13 protein-coding genes are annotated in these 19493 nt (G+C 55.2%); 5 read left to right on the forward strand and 8 right to left on the reverse strand.

The annotated features are described in order from the left end of the window. Nucleotides 1–362: 362 nt before the first annotated feature. The 3 genes from RX972_RS26295 to RX972_RS26305 all read right to left on the reverse strand — a co-directional run bounded on the left by RX972_RS26295 (nt 363) and on the right by RX972_RS26305 (nt 1882). A complete protein-coding gene (locus tag RX972_RS26295; protein ID WP_316879842.1) occupies nt 363–824 on the reverse strand; it encodes a hypothetical protein in 462 nt (153 codons plus the stop codon). A gap of 94 nt (nt 825–918) precedes the next feature. Beyond that, nucleotides 919–1281 carry a hypothetical protein gene (locus RX972_RS26300; protein ID WP_316879844.1) on the reverse strand — a complete coding sequence of 121 codons (363 nt, stop codon included), beginning with the start codon at nt 1279–1281 and terminating at the stop codon, nt 919–921. Beyond that, entirely contained in the window at nt 1259–1882 is a 624-nt protein-coding gene (locus RX972_RS26305) for an Imm43 family immunity protein (RefSeq protein WP_231675837.1), read from the reverse strand. The genes RX972_RS26300 and RX972_RS26305 overlap by 23 nt, the downstream gene beginning before the upstream one ends. A gap of 178 nt (nt 1883–2060) precedes the next feature. Here RX972_RS26305 and RX972_RS26310 point away from each other — a divergent pair, with 178 nt between their 5' ends. Both RX972_RS26310 and RX972_RS26315 read left to right on the forward strand, forming a co-directional pair. Continuing rightward, nucleotides 2061–2513, forward strand: coding sequence for a hypothetical protein (locus RX972_RS26310; protein WP_316879847.1), 453 nt, complete (start codon nt 2061–2063; stop codon nt 2511–2513). A 166-nt stretch (nt 2514–2679) separates the two neighbouring features. Continuing rightward, on the forward strand, nt 2680–5346 hold the full coding sequence (locus RX972_RS26315) for a dermonecrotic toxin domain-containing protein (protein ID WP_316879849.1): 2667 nt from the start codon (nt 2680–2682) through the stop codon (nt 5344–5346). Nucleotide 5347: 1 nt separating this feature from the next. Here RX972_RS26315 and RX972_RS26320 read toward each other — a convergent pair whose 3' ends face one another. The 4 genes from RX972_RS26320 to putA all read right to left on the reverse strand — a co-directional run bounded on the left by RX972_RS26320 (nt 5348) and on the right by putA (nt 13574). Next, nucleotides 5348–7150: an acyl-CoA dehydrogenase gene (locus RX972_RS26320; RefSeq protein ID WP_316879851.1), complete on the reverse strand. Its 1803-nt coding sequence runs from the start codon at nt 7148–7150 to the stop codon at nt 5348–5350. Between the two features lie 310 nt (nt 7151–7460). Then, nucleotides 7461–7673, reverse strand: coding sequence for a DUF6124 family protein (locus RX972_RS26325; protein WP_122394873.1), 213 nt, complete (start codon nt 7671–7673; stop codon nt 7461–7463). Nucleotides 7674–8200: 527 nt separating this feature from the next. After that, on the reverse strand, nt 8201–9352 hold the full coding sequence (locus RX972_RS26330; protein WP_316879855.1) for a hypothetical protein: 1152 nt from the start codon (nt 9350–9352) through the stop codon (nt 8201–8203). Nucleotides 9353–9620: 268 nt separating this feature from the next. Next, the gene (putA, locus tag RX972_RS26335) at nt 9621–13574 is read right to left on the reverse strand and encodes a trifunctional transcriptional regulator/proline dehydrogenase/L-glutamate gamma-semialdehyde dehydrogenase (RefSeq protein WP_316879857.1); all 3954 of its coding nucleotides are present in this window, start codon (nt 13572–13574) and stop codon (nt 9621–9623) included. 454 nt (nt 13575–14028) lie between these two features. Here putA and putP point away from each other — a divergent pair, with 454 nt between their 5' ends. Further along, on the forward strand, nt 14029–15519 hold the full coding sequence (putP, locus tag RX972_RS26340; protein WP_027901443.1) for a sodium/proline symporter PutP: 1491 nt from the start codon (nt 14029–14031) through the stop codon (nt 15517–15519). Nucleotides 15520–15648: 129 nt separating this feature from the next. On the opposite strand, the gene RX972_RS26345 is transcribed toward putP, so the two are convergent. Further along, complete coding sequence (locus RX972_RS26345; protein WP_316879859.1) at nt 15649–16320, reverse strand: polysaccharide lyase family 7 protein; 672 nt, start codon at nt 16318–16320, stop codon at nt 15649–15651. A 312-nt stretch (nt 16321–16632) separates the two neighbouring features. On the opposite strand from RX972_RS26345, the gene RX972_RS26350 reads away from it, so the two are divergent. Further along, complete coding sequence (locus tag RX972_RS26350; protein WP_263269916.1) at nt 16633–18762, forward strand: putative bifunctional diguanylate cyclase/phosphodiesterase; 2130 nt, start codon at nt 16633–16635, stop codon at nt 18760–18762. Between the two features lie 39 nt (nt 18763–18801). Further along, nucleotides 18802–19308 carry a M48 family metallopeptidase gene (locus RX972_RS26355; RefSeq protein WP_122707441.1) on the forward strand — a complete coding sequence of 169 codons (507 nt, stop codon included), beginning with the start codon at nt 18802–18804 and terminating at the stop codon, nt 19306–19308. The last annotated feature ends 185 nt before the right edge of the window (nt 19309–19493 follow it).

A 19493-nucleotide genomic window follows, 5' to 3' on the forward strand; every position in this document is an offset into this window, starting at 1 on the left:
TTCATCCGCGAAGGCGGCGGTACAGGCGACGGATATGCATTGAATGTAAGGGCCTCTTCGCGAATGAATTCGCTCCCGCCGGGGATGGTGGCGTACCCGTAAATTGAGCCGGACACATGCCCGGTAGGAGCGGATTCATCCGCGAAGGCGGCGGTACAGGCGACGTATATGCATTGAATGTAATGGCCTCTTCGCGAATGAATTCGCTTCCGCCTTTTGAACCCGCGTCCAGTTTCACCCAAGGAACCGAGGTATCCATAGCCGTGAAGCTCCAGGTCTGCTTGTCGTAACGAGTGCCTGCTTTGCGGTACTGTTTTAGCCAGCGGAACATCCGTTTAATGATGTTCCGCTGCATCAAAGGCCTAACGTATCGACTCATAAACAGATCGCAGTTGCTTCGCGTACTGTTTAGCATTCGGTATCCTGATTTTCTTCAGGTAAGAATCCAGCATTTCCGGTTTGGTTTTCAGGAGGTGCAGTTCAATCAGATAAATGTTCAGAAAGTTTTTATAAAATGGGAGCGTCTCTAGTAGAACGTCATCTTCATCTTCACTATGCTTTCCTTCCTGCTGATCCTCAGTCCCCTCAATGCTTTTCAATTTTGCAAGCACGTACTTCTCGCAAAAAAGCTTGTCGCTGGCGACTACTTCAAGGTCCTTTACAGTAACACCGGCTGCATTAATGTCCTCAACGTCATACCCCAGTAATGCGTCAGGTACGATTTTGTCATTCGTCGCCAGTTTTGGGTTTTGAACCATTTGCTCAAGGAGGCTTGAATAAACTTCTCCCTCAATCCAGTGTCGAGCCTCTTGCAGATTTACCATATATCCACTCCCATAATAATATTCACGAACCTGTCCTGTCTGTGTCAATTGATCGGCAGTTCGTGCGCCGATGCGTTAGCGCCGGAACCTTGAGTCAGACGACATCTAAAAAATCGTCATTATCCATGTAGTGGTTCAGTGCGCTGATGACCATATCCATGTCTGCAGTTTGTTTCTGTTCGTATATATTGCGTAGCACATCATTGAATTGCTCTCCGTAATACAGGAGTTCAAGTCCGTTGGCGGTTACAAATTCACTGTGAACATCTTCGTCGTTTATAATCTCTGGATAACGATCCAGATAACAGATTGTTTCAGGCGTTATGAGCTCTGTTTCTTCCTCTGCATACAAGCATAAGTCGTCTAGGACTGCTGGTCCGGATTTTAAAAAATTAATCAAATCTACGATTGTGATGGGTTCGCCAAGGCGAAGGCTAGAATTCAAGTTTCGCATCATAAATACTTTCCTCGATATCAATGAAGCTCATGCCTTTTAAGTTTTCTGACTCGATGGCTTGCTTTAGTCTTGATGAAAAGACATATTCCTTCATGAGCATTTCACTGCAAATAAAAAAGTCTAAATCAATATCCTTTTTCTCAACAACAAATCGTGTTATCGAGTCGTAAATGTCTCTGCCATCATGATAGTTGTCTTGTTCAGGCAGGTGTGTGGTCGGGTCTTTTCTGATTTCATAAACAGCGTTCTTTTTGTCTAGCAGGCTCCTGATTTCCCGGCTGCGTAAAAGAAAATATTTTTTGGGTGTTGTCGATGATTTGTGTCCCTGAAGATGGACGCGGACTTCTATGGTATCCATTCTGCCATAGCGGAAAAGTCTGATTATGTTCAGCAGTTTTTCAGAGCAGATGAATTCGCTACCGAAATAAAAGAAATCAGTATCCAAGGCTTTGTGCCTGGCAAGGAAATCGAGGAGGGTTCCTGGCTGAGGGAATCTGGCATCCGAAAAGTCATTCGAGTTCCAGCCATAGCGTTGAAACTCTCCATCAATCCCGCCGCCAGGACAGCCTTTATCGCCCGGTTTATATTGGATCAAAAACACCATCGCCCCCTTGGCATTGCGTTCTGATATCGTTGAGTTTTACATTCTACCTTGAGTATTCGCTCGCCACCTGTCTATTATAATGAATAGTAAAGAATGCCAGGGTGGCGAGTTATGATCTACAGTACACCAAAAAACCACAAGCTAAAAAGCCTGTTTTCATAAAGCTGGATGCAGTATGCAACCTCTCAGAACCCCTGTAGGAAAAAAATACTTCGGCTCTTTTTTCTTCTTTATTTTTACGTTGCTTGTTTTGGCAATGTACTCCGCTGTATTTAACCTGTTCGACAATTCTAATTGTCAGGGGTTTAACCACACTGAAAAGTTAAATGGAGGTGCGAAAACAATCGACAATAAAACGTTCGTGATAAATATTTGCGGGGCCGGGGTAAGTAATAGTTTTTTTAATGGCGATGGTATGGAAAGGGTCCGATTGACTATTCTGGACGATCAAGGCGAGCTGTTAGCGAGGAGATATTATAAGGTTTTCTGGGGCGGCCAACCTGGACATGAGCCGCTTAAGATTTCCGAAGACAGCATTGTCTATCAAGATGACAAGGACCAGACAGACTACACAATCACGATGCCTCCCACACGGCTGGAATGGATTCGGGCAAGGCTCCCTCTTTAACGACGGGATTTTTGATGGTAATTCTACACGCGCCGACTTTTCGTACAAAGCCCAGTCATCGAGTGATAGCGGCGTCGCTCATCGCAAGTAGGTAATTAATTACTGCACATCGCCCTTCCTTTGCTGATTGGATAAGCCCTCACTAGATCCAAAGGAATGGATAAAAATGGCGTCTAAAACAACCGGCTTTGACCGTGCAGCACTTCAACAACGTCACTCCGACGATGAATCCCGGCTGAAAAGGATGGCACGCTGGTTCCTGGAGGATTACCCCGATATACACGGGCTGGCGTATGCCTTGGCACGCAGGATTCTGAAAAAACATTCCGTCGGGCATCTCAATCCGGATCAGATTTACTGGCATCGTTTTACTGACGGCACCCGCTCCAGCCCGCGGACTTTCACTGGGTGGGAACATGTTGGTCAGCCTGCCGAATCCACGACCCTGGTGGAACTGGTAATGCATCGCTTCAGCGCCGAGGACCAGGACGCAACGCCCGGGACGCTGCAACAGACGGGTGGCTTTTACACCGATGGGCCAGAGTGCCGGGTTTTCAACGAGCATAACGAAGTCGCGCTTTTACCCCAGGATGTACTGAATGATTTCTGGGCTGCGGACTTTGCGACGATCTACACAGGCGCAGTGAAGCGCTTCTGGGCCGCGCATGGCGAAAATTTCCGCACCCTCGCCAAAGCACATTTTCTGGCCGCCGCCGCTAACGCAAAGCGTGCCGACAGATTACCGGACGAGTACTACCAGACGGTTATTGATGCCGTAGCCGCCTCGGTGCCGGATGTCATGACCCGCGCGGTGCTGCGTGCGCGTGTCGTTCCGCAACAAGGCATCACGTTCCGCAGTTTCGATATCGGAGAGTATGTCGCCCACGACATTGTTCGAATTGTCGATGGCAAGGGAGGCCAGATTTTATACGTGCCTTCTCAACGGCCTGCGTTTCATTTCTTTGCCAGTGATGCTGCTTTGCACGCCTGGGTGTTGGAACAATGCGCGACTGACGCGTCGCGGTCGACCTTTACGTTGCATTTCTTTTCCTCGCAGGCCGCCAAGGAGCAGGACAGCGGAGTGTTTGACAGTTGGATCGGGCAATTGCAAAGGCATGAGTGGTCCGATCAGAAAGTCATCAATCGCATCGATCAGCAGATTGTCACAGACGTGTTCGAGCACCTGCGTGAACGTGCCCAGGCCAACATGCAGGCGCAGGGATATCTGCTGCTCACTTCGAACTCCGACCTGCGCAAGCAAATGATGATGGGCTATCTGAACGCCTTCACCCAGGTGTTCGACGGGATCGCCCCGTTGGCATGGCCGTTGACCCTGACGCTCGTAGGGGCAGCACTTACCAATGTCGGCTTGAGCATTGATCAGGCCCTTAACGGCAACACATCAAGGCTGCGCAAGGCCGGGGTGATCAGCGCTGTCCTCAATTCGGTTTTTGTGGTGTTCAACCTGCCGGACATGGCGGGGGCGGGCGCCGCGTTGTCGGAAACGGGCGTTGCAATTGAAACGGTGGATGACTGGGTGCCTGCTCAAAATAGCGATGCGTTTCTGGCCGAAATGCGCGGTAACGTGATTCTGGATGAAGACATTGCTGATGCGTCCGGGCACATGCAAGGCATCAGGGTGCTAACCAATGGTGAAACGTGGATTGAAATCCGCAACCTGCCTTATCGTGTTTCATACAATAGCTCCTTGCGAACCTGGGCCATCGTCAACCCTCAAAATCCGTTCGCTTTCTTTGGCTTCAAACCGGTGCGGCTCAATGCTGTGGGAGAGTGGGAGTTACTGGCTCCACCGCGCCTGGGTGGCGGCTCTCCCATCGATGGAGTTGAAGGTGCAACTTCATCGGCAGGCTCCCAATCACAATCACTGGTCCCGACCCGATCCGCATTCTGGGATACCTACATGCGCTTCGATCTGCTCGAAGAGGAGCAGCTCTCCAAAATAGCCCTCGCGCGGCAGAAGGCGGTGGTGGATGACTGCGTTCGGGAATACGACCCCGCTTCGGATTTCGACTCGGAAATGGATACCGGTGGATTCATCAGCACCGATGAACACGGCAACCGGCTATTGGTTGACGCTTGGGGCGACGAGCATCGGCTGTTCAAAACCGAGGATGAGTACATTGGTGGTCGTGTATCTGATTACACCGCGCGCGACGAAGATTTCAACGTTTACCTGCGCACCGGCGAATCGACACTTCCCAATCAGATCGAAATGATCGAGGAGCTTGCCGAGGATATCGACAGCATCGGCTGCAACAACGACGTGGACCTGTATCGCGGTGGTAGCGGCCATCGCAGTACATCAGGCATTACGTTTCGCAGCGGGACGATCAAAACGGGGGATATTCTGGTCAACACTGACTTCACCTCGTTCAGCGAAAACCCTTATGTGGCGCGTATTTTTTCCAGCAGCCAGGGCGGCGTGCAATCGCATATTTTCCAGCTGCACATCAACGACGGTGCGGTGATCAGGTTCGACGATACCTCCATCGTTTTCGAAGTTCCGGCCAAGGCCTATCGCACGGCAACCCCAATAGCGCCTTTTTCGGGGGATTGGGAGGAAGCTGAATCAGTCTTCAAACCCGGTACCTTTTTCAGGATCGAAAACATTGAGGAGGTAGTGGGCGAGCATTTCAAATTCATCAAGGTGCGCTTGAGCGAAAGTCCAGCCGGTCGTCATCGTACCGGTGAGCCTGCAGGCCGTATCTTTGATCTGCGCACGGGCGAGCCATTCAGTCGTGAGCAATACGCGGCGAGACTCGGGCCGCAGGGATCAGCGCTGCTGGATATGTTCTTCCCGTCGGCGACCTGATTCAGAACCATTCACTTTGCATCGCCAGGCATAGGTCATCACGCGCTTCAAGAATTGTCAGTTCGTGATGACAGCCCGGCACCTCCCACGTCAGGAAGTATCGGGCGGCCTGCAGTTTGCCCTGATAGAAGTCCCTATCGGCCTCGCTGCCATTGGCAAGGCCTTGTTGTGCTCGAATGGCCTGTTCCAGCCACCGCCAGCCGATCACGGTGTGACCGAAAACTTTTAGATACAGCGCCGAATTGGCCAGGGTCGCGTTCACTTTTCCCTGCGCCAGATCGCCCAGCAGGCCAAGTGTCACGGCTTGCAGGCGCGCCACCAATTGCTCCAGTGGCTGGCGCAGTTCGGTCAATGCTTCATGTGCTTGAGCGCGTTGTGAGGTGTCGGCAATCAGCCGCAATAATTGCTTGAGGCCCGCACCGCCGTTTTGCGCCAGCTTGCGGCCCAAGAGGTCCAGTGACTGGATACCGTTGGTACCCTCGTGGATCGGGTTCAAGCGGTTGTCGCGGTAATGCTGCTCCACCGGGTATTCGCGGGTGTAGCCATGGCCTCCCAGAATCTGGATCGCCAGTTCGTTGGCCTTCAGGCAAAACTCCGATGGCCAGGCTTTGACGATGGGCGTGAGCAAGTCCAGCAACTGTTGGGCACTCTGACGCGCCTCTTCTGTTTCTCCGGTGGTGGTGTCATCGAACAGTCGCGCCGCATACAGGCCCAGATCGAACGCACCTTCCACGTAAGCTTTTTGGGTGAGCAGCATGCGCTTGACGTCGGCGTGCTGGATGATCGGCACCGGAGCGCTTTCCGGGCTTTTGCTGTCAGGCAGACGTCCTTGTGGCCGTTCGCGAGCGTAATCCAGGGAATAGAGATAACCCGCATAACCCAGCATGACTGCACCCATGCCCACGCCGATACGTGCCTCGTTCATCATCTGAAACATGCAGTTCAGGCCCTGATGCGGCTTGCCCACCAGGTAGCCGACACACTGCCCGTTATCACCAAAGTTAAGGGCTGTTGAGGTGGTGCCGCGCCAACCCATCTTGTGGAATAACCCGGCCAGGATCACATCGTTACGCGGCCCAAGGCTGCCGTCTTCGTTGACCAGAAACTTGGGCACGATAAACAGTGAAATACCTTTCACCCCGGCAGGCGCATCCGGCAACTTGGCGAGCACCATGTGCAAGATGTTTTCCGACAACTGGTGATCGCCACCGGAGATAAAAATCTTGTTGCCCCGCAGACGATAGCTGCCGTCCTCGTGGGGTTCAGCGCGGGTGCGAATGTCTGAAAGGGATGAGCCTGCATGGGGTTCGGTTAACGCCATGGTGCCGAAGAAACGGCCTTCGATCATCGGTTGCAGGAAGCGCTTTTTCTGCTCCTCGCTGCCGAAGCTTTCGATCAGGTTTGCCGCGCCCATGGTCAGGAACGGATAGGCCGTAGAGCCTGCATTTGCGGCTTGAAAATGTGCAAAACAGGCTTGGGATAAAAGCGTCGGCAGTTGCATGCCGCCGTCTTCAAAGCTGCGTGCTGCATTCAGAAAACCCGCCTCAAGAAACGCATCAACGGCAGGTTTGACCTCGGGGATCAGAACCGCTTCGCCATTTTCATAGCGTGGCTCATTCTCATCGGCCTTGCGGTTGTGTGGCGCGAAGTACTTTTCAGCGATGGTGCGCGCCGTGCCAATTGCTGCGTCGAACGTCTCGCGATTGTGTTCGGCAAACCGCTCACGCCGGGTCAGCGCTTCGGCGTCCAGCACTTCGTAAAGCTCGAACGCCAGATTGCGGGAACTGAGCAGCGACTCGGACATGACCCTGTACCTTGTTGTTGAAGTGGGTTGAGTCTAGGCGCGTGCTTTTGAGCTGCACAGGATGATTGATTTGGGTGATGGTGGGGGAAAGCAGGCGTGAGGCTGCTTGGCAGGTGCTGCTCATCAAAAAAATGTAATCACCTGATTTGGAATGCTTTTCTGTAGGAGCTGCCGAAGGCTGCGAAGCATTTCTCCTGATACACCGCGATCGCAGCCTTCGGCAGCTCCTACAAGCCCAGTGTTTGCTGCGAGACAGCGCCGTGTCAGGTAGGAGGCAACTTGTTGCCGAGACGGCCTGTCTGGCTGGAATTTATCGAGCTTCAACTCCCGCTAATGAGCGATCCAGTTCGGTCCGGGCCATGCCGATCAGGTGAACGACGGAAAAGGCCAGGTCGCGCTTCGGGCCGTTGAGGCTGTCACCGGATTCGTAGGCGGTTGCTGCTGCGCAACGCAGGAGTTCGGAGATGTGGAGAAGGGATTGTTCGAGCGTGAGATGCGGTGGAGCTGGCGTTACTGTTGTCATGGTCACTTTCCTTATTAAGGCCACCAGACAAACGCTGCTAAACGATTGAAGGTGGCGGCTTTGTCGCGGGTTAGCAGACCGGGGAAAATCACCAAAAACCGGCGCACCCGAAGGTGCCCCACGCAAAGCCGCCATAAACGGTATTTTTGCGTGGTGATTCATCCTGGGGCTGCTAAACCCGATCACTGATGAGCAGTGACCGACGCAGCCTAGAGAGACAAGAACACCCACGCAACGGGGTCAGGAGTCTCTAGGAAGTTTCCCGCAAAAGAAAGGGACAAGCCTGTCGGAAACGCCCGATTTGCAGGGCGTTTCGTTAGCGAAAGTAACCGGGTTGCTGTGAGACCCAATACATCTGATTGAAATACTATCCTTGTGGGAGCCGGGCTTGCCCGCGATAAGGGCACCGCTATCTAAACTAAACCGCTTCCAGCCTTATCGCGGGCAAGCCCGGCTCCCACAGGTTCTGCGTCATTCAGTGGGACCGGCTAGCCATGCGGCATGGGTGCGCCCGTAGCGGTCAGGTCTTACGCCAGCAACCTCAGCAGCGTAGTAATCGAGCCCGATGTTCCGCCAATCACAATCTTGCCGTCAGGCTGAACCATCACGGCTTTCACGAAACCGATCTGTTCATTGGTGAACGTGATTGAGCCAGTCCCTTCGTTGCCGAATTCGATGTCCAGCAGGCCATCAGGCAGATAGCGGGTCAGCTGGTTGCCTGTCATCACGCCGCGATTAGCCACCAGGATTCTGCCATCTGCCTGCAGTGCCAGGTCTTCGCCGACTTCGCCTGGGATGCGCAAGGGTTCGCCGCGATTGAATGTAGTGTCGATTCGCCCGGTGGCGGTCAGGCGAATCATGTGGCTGCCTGCGCCGAGATCGGAGCCGGAGCCGTTGATCAGCGCAAGAACTTTACCATCAGGAAGGGCTATCACTCTGCGACACGCGTTGTAACGGGCGTCCACCATCCGGACTTTGTATACACCGCCGTCGGCAAAGCCTTGATCCAGTTCGCCTGTGCGGGTCATGCGCAGAATATAGCCATCATTGCCTACTTCCCCGGCCAGATAAAATGAGTCATCACTACCGCGCGCCATGTGCAAGGTAGATACATAACTATTACCGGTCAGGAAAGTTGCCTTGCCGTCAGTGCCGAAATAAGGTTCTTCTGTTTCGTAGTTGCGGCAATAAATAATCCCCCCGTTACGGTCGGAGCTGGCCAGCAAGACGGCTTCACCCATCCCCAGTAATCGTGGAGTGGAATATTGCGGACCCTCGGCAAGGTCCATGACGTACATGAGTCGCCCTTCATGGTCATACCTGAGGAGCGGAAGTTGTTGGGACGCTGATCCGGTGATGAAGAATGATCCATTGTTCAGCCTGGCGAAACCGCTGGCGCTCTGTGCCAGGATACTCGGTGGCGCGATGGTCAGGCCGTCGTGCCTGTCCCCGAAACGGGTATCGAAGTCACCGTTCAGGTAAAGAGAGGCAACGCCCGGAACGGACAGGTTCGGTGTTTCGCGTTCGTAGGCCCCATAAATCATTAAACGCAGGCCGGATGCATCCATGGCCAGGTTCGACAAGTCATTGCGGAAGTTGCCAGGCGGGCGGACGTCAAGTTTGCCATTGATACCAAAGGCAGGATCAAACTCAATTAGTTGATTTTTTAAGATAGGCATTTTCTAAACTCTAGTTGCGTTAATTATATAGTTTTCGAAAGATTAATTAATCAGTCGGTAGCGGCGTTTAATCACAGAGTATTAGAGAGTGCAATGGTTTTTTGTTGTTGCGTTGCTGGCGAGTGGGTGAGGTATATAGTGCAATTATTCTGGATGGTTTAAATCTGTTTTTATAGCGAATCAGCAGGCAGATTAGGTGTCAAGATTTTAAAGTTTTGACAATAAAAAAGAGAGCCGAAGCTCTCTCTTTTATTGTCCCGTCAGCCCATCAACCGATGGTCATCAAGCTCGCATTACCCCCCGCAGCTGCGGTGTTGACGCTCAGTGCGCGTTCAATCACCAGGCGCTCCAGTGCAACGTTGGTTTCGCCATGGGACAAGCCGTTGACACCGACGATTGCGCCCGGGCGTTGGGCCACTTGCTCGCAGATCACGCGCAACTGGTCCGAGTCGCCATGATGCAGAACGGCATCAATCAGCACCTCGTCTTTCGTCCAGTCGGCTACCAGCTTGATGCGTGCCTGTACTTCTTTTGGCAGTCGCGCACGCAGTGGCTTGCTGAGCGCGTTGTCAGGCCAGATCGCACTGCTGCCGACCGCCAGAACCGCAGCTAACTGGATCAGCAGGTCGCTTTCCGCTTCAGCAAGGCACAGCACGTGTTCGCGCGGCAGGATGCTGTAGCTGTTGCGCTCGCCTGTAGGGCCAGCCAGCAGGCGGGTGATACCGCTTTGCGATTGCACTGCAAACTGGCTGCAAAGCTGATCCAGCTCAGGCTGCTGATTGCCGGTTGCCCAGGTTTTGAGTGCCTGCAAGGGCTTGGTCAACGCTTCGCGCATCCGGGTATCCGGTGTCGCCAAGGCGTCGCCACGCACGAACGATTGCTCAATTGCATCGACGGGACGGGTCGACAGCAGGCGATACAGATACAGCGGACCACCAGCTTTCGGGCCTGTGCCCGACAGGCCTTCGCCGCCGAACGGTTGCACGCCTACCACGGCACCGACGATGTTGCGGTTAACGTAAACGTTGCCCGCGTTGACGTTGTCGATGACCTTGGCAATCGTCTCGTCGATACGAGTATGTACGCCGAGCGTCAGGCCATAACCAGAGGCGTTGATCTGGCCGATCAGGGTGTCCAGTTCCTTGCGCTTGTAGCGAACCACGTGCAGCACCGGACCGAAGATTTCACGTTGTAGTTCGTCAAAGCTTTCCAGCTCGATCAGTGTCGGCATCACGTAGGTGCCGCGCTTGATTTCTTCGCCATCAGCGATTGCAACCTGATAGACCGTACGGCCTTTGTCGCGCATGCCTTGAATGTGTTTGTCGATGCCTGCCTTGGCTTCAGCATCGATTACCGGGCCGATGTCCACAGACAGACGTTCCGGGTTGCCGAGGCGGCATTCAGCCATGGCACCTTTGAGCATTTCGATGACGCGGTCTGCAGAGTCTTCCTGCAGGCACAGCACGCGCAGGGCCGAGCAACGCTGACCGGCGCTGTCGAACGCGGAAGATACTACGTCGACAACCACTTGCTCGGTGAGCGCCGAGGAATCGACGATCATGGCGTTCTGGCCACCGGTTTCCGCGATCAACGGGATCGGGCGACCTTGCGCATCAAGGCGACCGGCAATGTTGCGTTGCAACAGACGAGCAACTTCGGTGGAGCCGGTGAACATCACGCCTTTGACCCGATCGTCGCCGACCAGACGCGCACCCACCGTTTCACCGCGTCCCGGCAACAATTGCAGCACGCCTTCAGGAATGCCCGCTTCGAGCAGAATACGAACAGCTTGTGCGGCAATCAGTGGCGTTTGTTCCGCCGGTTTGGCCAGCACCGGGTTACCGGCAGCGAGGGCAGCGGCGACTTGACCGCTGAAGATCGCCAGCGGGAAGTTCCACGGGCTGATACAGACCACCGGGCCCAGCGGGCGGTGCGCGTCGTTACTGAAATCATTGCGCGCCTGCACCGCGTAATAGCGCAGGAAGTCCACCGCTTCGCGCACTTCAGCGATAGCGTTGGCGAAGGTTTTGCCCGCCTCGCGAGCCAGCAGGCCCATCAATGGCTGGATTTCTGCTTCCATCAGGTCGGCGGCACGCTCCAGGATAGCCGCGCGTTCGGCCGGCGGAGTGGCTTGCCAGATCGGGCCGGAGCTCAGGGCGCAGAGTAGGGCGCTGTCGACATCTTCCAGACTGGCTTCCTGCACATGCCCCACGACGTCACGCAGATCAGACGGATTAAGCAACGGGGTGGCTGTGCCTTCACTGGCAGGGCTGCCGAGCATCGGGGCAGCCTTCCAGTCGTTGTGAGCGGTGGCCAGAAGGGCAGAAGACAGCGAGCCCAGACGATGTTCGTTCGCCAGGTCAATACCGCTGGAGTTGGCGCGCTCGGCACCATACAGATCACGCGGCAGAGGGATACGCGGGTGTGGCAGGCCGAAGCCGCCTTCCTGAGTCGCCATGCGCTCGATGCTGGCCACTGGGTCAGCCACCAGTTCCTGAATGGAAATCGACTGATCGGCAATCCGGTTAACGAACGAAGTGTTCGCCCCGTTTTCCAGCAGGCGACGCACCAGATAGGCCAGCAGTGTTTCGTGGGTGCCTACCGGCGCATATACGCGACACGGTCGGTTCAGCTTGCCATCGGCGACCTTGCCCACGACTTGTTCGTAAAGCGGTTCACCCATGCCGTGCAGGCACTGGAATTCGTACTGGCCGGGGTAATAGTTCTGACCGGCGATGTGGTAAATGGCCGACAGAGTGTGAGCGTTGTGCGTCGCGAATTGCGGGTAGATGACTTCCGGCACCGACAGCAGTTTGCGGGCACAAGCGATGTAGGAAACGTCGGTGTACACCTTGCGGGTATAGACCGGATAACCTTCCAGACCTTCGACCTGGGCGCGCTTGATTTCGCTGTCCCAGTAAGCGCCTTTCACCAGGCGAATCATCAGGCGGTGGCGGCTGCGGCGGGCCAGATCGATCACGTAGTCGATCACATACGGGCAGCGCTTCTGGTAAGCCTGGATCACAAAGCCGATGCCGTTCCAGCCGGTCAGTTGCGGCTCGAAGCACAGGCGCTCAAGCAGATCCAGTGACAGCTCAAGGCGGTCGGCTTCTTCGGCGTCGATGTTCAGGCCGATATCGTATTGCTTGGCCAGCAGGGTCAGCGACAGCAGGCGCGGGTACAGCTCTTCCATGACGCGCTCATACTGGGCGCGGCTGTAACGTGGATGCAGCGCAGACAGCTTGATCGAGATGCCCGGACCTTCGTAGATACCACGACCATGGGACGCCTTGCCGATGGAGTGGATCGCCTGCTCGTAGGAGGCCAGGTATTTCTGTGCGTCGTGCTCGGTCAGTGCGGCTTCGCCGAGCATGTCGTAGGAGTAACGGAAGCCTTTGGCTTCAAAGCGGCTCGCGTTGGCCAGCGCTTCGCCGATGGTTTCACCGGTGACGAACTGCTCGCCCATCAAGCGCATAGCCATGTCCACACCCTTGCGGATCATGGGCTCGCCGCTCTTGCCGATGATACGGCTCAGGGAAGAGGTCAGCCCGGCTTCGTTGTGGGTCGACACCAGCTTGCCGGTCAGCAGCAAACCCCAGGTCGCAGCGTTGACGAACAGCGAAGGGCTGTTGCCGAGGTGCGGATGCCAGTTGCCGGTGCTGATCTTGTCGCGGATCAATGCGTCGCGCGTGCCTTTGTCCGGGATGCGCAGCAGCGCTTCGGCCAGGCACATCAGTGCCACGCCTTCCTGAGACGACAGCGAAAATTCCTGCAGCAGGCCCTGAACGATTCCCGCACGACCGCCAGCGCTTTTCTGATTGCGCAGTTTCTCGGCTATGGTCGCGGCGAGCTTGTTGGTCGCTTCTGCCATGGCTACAGGCAGGCGTGCCTGTTCAATGAGCATCGGCACCACTTCCGGTTCAGGACGGCGGTAAGCGGCGGTGATTGCTGCGCGGAGCACCGATTGCGGCAGGATGCTTTCAGCGAACTCAAGGAAGCACTGGTGAGTGGTGTCCACCGGCAATTCGCCATGGTCATCGCCATCTTTGCTCGCTGAGCCATTGAGTTCGGAGAGGGTTGCGCCACCTTCGAGCTTTTCCAGGTAATTGAAAATCGCCTGTTTGATGAGCCAGTGCGGAGTCCGGTCAATGGACTGAGCGGCTGCTTTCAATCGCTCGCGGGTCGGGTCGTCAAGTTTGACACCCAGGGTGGTGGTCGCCATGTGCTGTCCTCATCGTGCCACTGCAACGTGGCCTTGGTTGTCGGACAAGATTAGCCATGAGTGGGGCGGGGTGCAACCGGGTGCAACCCTTTTTTTGATGAATATTTCCGGGATCTGCCAGCCTGTCCTGCTTTGACATTCTCTGGTGCACAACCGCAGTGCTGATGTACGGATGAAAGGCAGCGCATGCTCTGGAACAGGGCAGATTTCGAAAAAAACGAAGGGAGGTAACGTTGAGGTGCAACTTTTTGATGGTAAATGGGTTGCACCGCTGATGAGTTGTTGAATAGGATGCGTCGCGATGTCGCATCTGCGACCAAGAATTGTTCTCGCGGGACTGGCTTCGGCTGGGAGTGAGGCCAGAAAATCTGCCGCTTTTTTCTGCGTCTTGGCTATTAATCTCCCGGTCAAAGTCGACCTCGCTAAATAAAAACAATGCCAAGGCGAAATACCAATGAGTGTCAGCAATCCCACCCTGATCACCTTCGTGATCTATATCGCAGCAATGGTGCTGATCGGCCTGATGGCTTATCGCTCAACCAATAATCTCTCTGATTACATTCTTGGCGGTCGTAGCCTGGGCAGCGTTGTTACGGCGTTGTCGGCAGGTGCATCGGACATGAGCGGCTGGCTATTGATGGGCCTGCCGGGTGCTATTTATATGTCTGGCCTGTCGGAAAGCTGGATTGCCATTGGGCTCATCGTCGGTGCGTATCTGAACTGGTTATTTGTCGCGGGTCGTTTGCGTGTGCAGACCGAGCACAACGGCGATGCTTTGACCCTGCCGGACTATTTCACCAGTCGATTTGAAGACAAAAGCGGCTTGCTGCGGGTGATATCCGCCGTGGTGATTCTGGTGTTCTTCACCATTTATTGCGCTTCGGGCATTGTTGCCGGTGCACGCCTGTTTGAAAGCACCTTCGGTATGTCTTACGAAACTGCACTGTGGGCCGGTGCTGCCGCAACCATCGCCTACACGTTTGTGGGTGGTTTCCTGGCGGTAAGCTGGACGGACACGGTTCAGGCAACGCTGATGATCTTCGCATTGATCCTTACGCCGATCATCGTGCTGCTGGCGACCGGCGGTGTTGATGCAACCTTCCTGGCCATCGAAGCCAAGGATCCTGCCAATTTCGACATGTTCCGCAACACCAGCATCATCGGCATCATCTCCCTGATGGGCTGGGGCCTGGGTTATTTCGGCCAGCCGCACATTCTGGCGCGTTTCATGGCGGCAGACTCGGTGAAGTCGATTGCCAGTGCCCGGCGCATTTCCATGACCTGGATGATCCTGTGTCTGGGCGGTACGGTTGCTGCGGGCTTTTTCGGGATTGCCTACTTCTCGGCGCATCCGGAAGTAGCAGGGCCTGTCACTGAAAACCCGGAGAGGGTGTTCATCGAATTGGCCAAACTGCTGTTCAACCCGTGGGTGACCGGCGTGCTGCTCTCGGCGATTCTGGCTGCGGTGATGAGTACCTTGAGCTGTCAGTTGCTGGTGTGTTCGAGTGCGCTGACTGAAGACTTCTATAAAGCTTTCCTGCGTAAACACGCTTCGCAGAAAGAGCTGGTCTGGGTCGGTCGCGGCATGGTCCTGCTGATTGCGATCATTTCCATCGTGCTGGCTGCTGATCCGAATAATCGCGTGTTGGGCCTGGTGAGTTATGCCTGGGCAGGATTCGGCGCTGCGTTTGGTCCGGTGGTGTTGATCTCGGTCCTGTGGAAAGGCATGACCCGTAACGGCGCGCTGGCGGGTGTACTGGTCGGCGCAATCACTGTGATTGTCTGGAAGCAGCTGGGTATATGGGGCCTGTACGAAATCATCCCCGGCTTCCTGTTCGCCAGCATCGCTATCGTGGTGTTCAGCCTGTTGGGCAAAGGCCCTTCGGCGGGTATGCAGGCGCGTTTTGAGCTGGCCGAGAAAGAGTTCAAAGCAGCGAGCCATTGAATTGAAATGATTCTGTAGGAGCGCACGAGCAACGCGAGGCCGCGATGGCGGTGTATCAGGCAGAACGCTATCGCTGCCTCGCGTTGCTCGTGAGCTCCTGCAGAGAGCTGGGGCAACAGAAATTCAGCCCTACGTCTTGTTGTGATCAATATCCAGCTTATAGAAGGTGGCTTTGCCGCCTTCGCTGCTGTAGCCCTTGTTGTCCTGCACGTAAACCCCTGCCTTGAAGTACAGCGGCTTGTCACGCCAGGAGGTGCTGACCGGGCTGCTCCAGTTCTTGCCTCTCGCGCTGACGCTCAGATCTCCTCCGGGGCTGAGGTGGATCTTGTAATTGAAGCGCTCGTTCAGCGGTACGCCTTCGGCAATCTGAATGACGCGGCTTTCCTTGTCGTCATAGCGCTTTCTGAACTTCGCAACTATATTTCCCGACTTGGTGTCTTCCTTGTACTGATACTCAACCTTCAGCATCGGCTCGGTGCTTTCGTAGGCGTGTATCTGGCCAATCACGATTTTGCCCGAGGAGGGCACCTGATTGACTTCAAGTGTGGCGTCGAGCTTGTTATCGGCTTGCGGATACATCCAGTTGTGCAGGGTGCCGTCGGACCAGGTTTCGCGCAGTTCACTTCGCGGGTACTTGGCGTTTTCGGTTTTTGATCCGGTGACGGGTGACCAGAAGAAGATGTAGCCCGACTCTGAACGAAAATACTTACCGTCATAGCCTTTTTTCAACTGGGACGTTTCGATTGTTTTGGGGGGCGAACCCACAGGAATACTCAGATTCCACGAAGCCATATCTACCATAAGTTGTTTTCCAATATGTCGCTTTGCCAGTAAGGGCTGTCTAGGTCAAGCCTTTCCGGGTTGTTGTTATACGTTCTCAATAACAAACTGTTAATAATTAATTGCCGAACGGATGACGTCAAAGTGCTGTCACATTGGCTGTAGGGCCTGCGCCATGTGGCCTGTAGGACATGACCGTTAGTCGGTTAAATGTGAACTTTAGTGAAGGCGGTCACAAAGGTATCTTCAGTTTCCGTCAGAGCCGACTAGAGTTGCCCGATTGGAAATCAAAAACGACTGTCCCTGGATGTCGTGCCACATAAGAGAAGTTGCATGGAATGCGCGCAAACCAAGCCGGGTGATGGCTGTTCTGTTTTGTTGGTGGTGGATGACTATCCAGAGAACCTGGTGACAATGCGTGCGGTGCTGCAAAGGCAGGACTGGTGCATCGTCACGGCGAGCTCGGGCATCGAGGCGTTGACAGTGCTTCTGGAGCGCGAAGTCGATCTGGTCCTGCTCGATGTTCAGATGCCCGGGATGGATGGTTTCGAAGTTGCCCGCTTGATGCGCGGCAGCCAGCGAACGCGGCTGACCCCGATTATTTTCCTGACTGCCAACGAGCAATCTCAGGATGCTGTGCATCGCGGCTACGCCAGTGGCGCGATTGACTACCTCTTCAAACCGTTTGATCCCAACGTTCTCAGGCCCAAGGTTCAGGTGTTGCTGGAGCAACAGCAGAATCAGCGCGCCCTGCAGCGAATTTCCCGAGAGCTGGAAGCTGCCAGAGCCTTTAACGCTTCGGTACTGGATAACATCGACGAAGGCATTCTGGTCGTCAACGAGGCCGGGCTGATCAACTTCGCCAACCCTGCAATCTGTCGCCTGTTGGGTGCCAGTGCCGAGACACTGGGCGGGACCAGCGTGATTGATTACCTGATTGAACCGGAGGTCGTCGATTGGGCGCAATCCGGGTTCTATCGCCATTACCGCAATGCCGAAATCTATCGCTTGCACGATGCGGTTCTGCGCACCAGTGAAGGCCGGAAACTGCCGGTGGCATTGTCCTGCGCGCCATTGCCGGCCGAGCAGAAATCCATGGTGTTCAGCATTCTGGACATGTCGGTGGTGCGCGATCTTTATCAGCAACTGGAGCAGCAAGCCGTTACTGATGCCTTGACCGGATTGCTCAACAGACGCGGCTTCTACCAGGCGGTCGAAGGCTTGTTGTTGCGCAATGACCAGCCAGGCCGGTTCCTGGTGCTGTTGTATCTGGATCTGGACGGTTTCAAGCGGGTCAACGATTCCCTTGGCCACGACGCCGGGGATCAGGTCCTGCTTTGGGTGTCCCAGCAACTCAAGGACTGCATGCGGCCCTACGATGTTCTGGCCCGCATGGGCGGCGACGAATTCACCGTGGTCATCGACGGCCTGGACTTCCCCGAGCAAGCCGCCAAAGTGGCGGAGAAACTCATCGAGCGGGTTTCCGTTCGCAGGCAGATCGATGGTCTGGATGTCACGCTGGGTGCCAGTATTGGTATCGCGACCTTCCCGGACTGCGGCTCCAATCTTGACGGGCTGCTACGTGCCGCAGATATCGCGATGTACGAAGCCAAGCGCGCAGGTCGTCAGCAGTATCGCTTCTACGATCAGGAAATGAACGGACGCGCCCGCTCCAGGCTGATGCTTGAAGACAGCGTCCGCACCGCCATCGATGGTCACGATTTCTCTATGGTTTATCAGCCTCAGGTTTCTATTGCCGATGGGCGATTGCGAGGATTCGAAGCGTTGCTACGATGGCAGCATCCAAGCGCTGGTGATGTGCCGCCAGGCGTATTCATTCCTCTGCTTGAAGAGACCCGCCTGATCAACAAGCTCGGCGGCTGGATCTTCGAGCAGGGTGCCGAACATCGTGGCCGCTGCATTGATGTCTTCGACGATGATCTGGTGCTGAGTATCAGTGTCAGCCCTACCCAGTTCTGCATGCCTAACCTTGCTGCCGAGCTGCGCCGCGCCATGCAGCGCTATGACCTCAAGCCGGGGCAGCTGGAAGTGGAGCTCACCGAGGCGTCGCTGGTGCATAACCTGGCGCACAGCCGTAATCAGATCCGTCACTTGCATGACATTGGCGTGAGTATCGCGCTGGATGATTTCGGTGTGGGCGAGTGCTCGCTGACCCATTTGCGCAATCTGGACATCGATACCCTGAAGATCGACCGGCATTTCATCGCCGGTATGCTCACCACGCCGCGTGATACCGCGGTGGCGCGTAGCATCATTGATCTGTGTCGTAATCTGAACGTGCTGGTGATCGCAGAAGGCGTCGAGACCCTTGAGCAATATCAGTGGCTGGCCGACAACGGTTGTCAGTTGATTCAGGGTTATCTGGTGGCGCGACCGATGTTGGCCGACGAGGCATTGAGCTTTCCGAAGGTTTTTGACTGGGAGAGTCTGAAACAACAGTGATTTCTGTACACTGGCGCCTTTCATACTACGTTACGGCTCATGACTGCATCGGCGACTGCTCCGCTCAAATACCTTCAGGCCTATCCGGCAGCACTTCAGGATCAGGTCAGACAGCTCATCGCCATGAACAAACTGGGCGACTACCTTCAGCAGCGCTACCCTGAGCGTCATGACGTGCAGAGCGACAAGGCGTTGTACGCGTATGCGCTGGGTCTCAAGCAGGAATACCTGCGCAATGCGCCGAACATCGACAAGGTGCTGTTCGATAACCGCCTCGATCTGACCCATCGCGCATTGGGTCTGCACACAACGATTTCACGGGTGCAGGGCGGCAAGCTCAAGGCCAAGAAGGAAATCCGTGTCGCCTCGCTCTTCAAGGAAGCGCCTCCGGAATTCCTGAAGATGATCGTCGTACACGAGCTGGCGCACTTCAAGGAATCGGACCACAACAAGGCGTTCTACAAGCTGTGCGAGCACATGCAGCCTGGCTATCACCAGTTGGAGTTCGATCTGCGGGTTTATCTGACCTGGCGGGATATGCAGTAGCACTGAGTATTAGCGCCATTCTGGTGGGAGCGAATTCATTCGCGAAGGCGGTGTGTCAGTCATTGAATGTTTTCAGGCATGTCCCCTTCGCGAATGAATTCGCTCTCGCGGGGAAGTCACCCGCCATGCGCTTACCGTAAGATAAAAGGCCTTCACCCGTTGGAGTTCGATCTGCGGGTTTGGGA

It is taken from the genome of Pseudomonas syringae group sp. J309-1 (assembly GCF_032582135.1).
Lineage (GTDB): Bacteria > Pseudomonadota > Gammaproteobacteria > Pseudomonadales > Pseudomonadaceae > Aquipseudomonas > Aquipseudomonas quasicaspiana.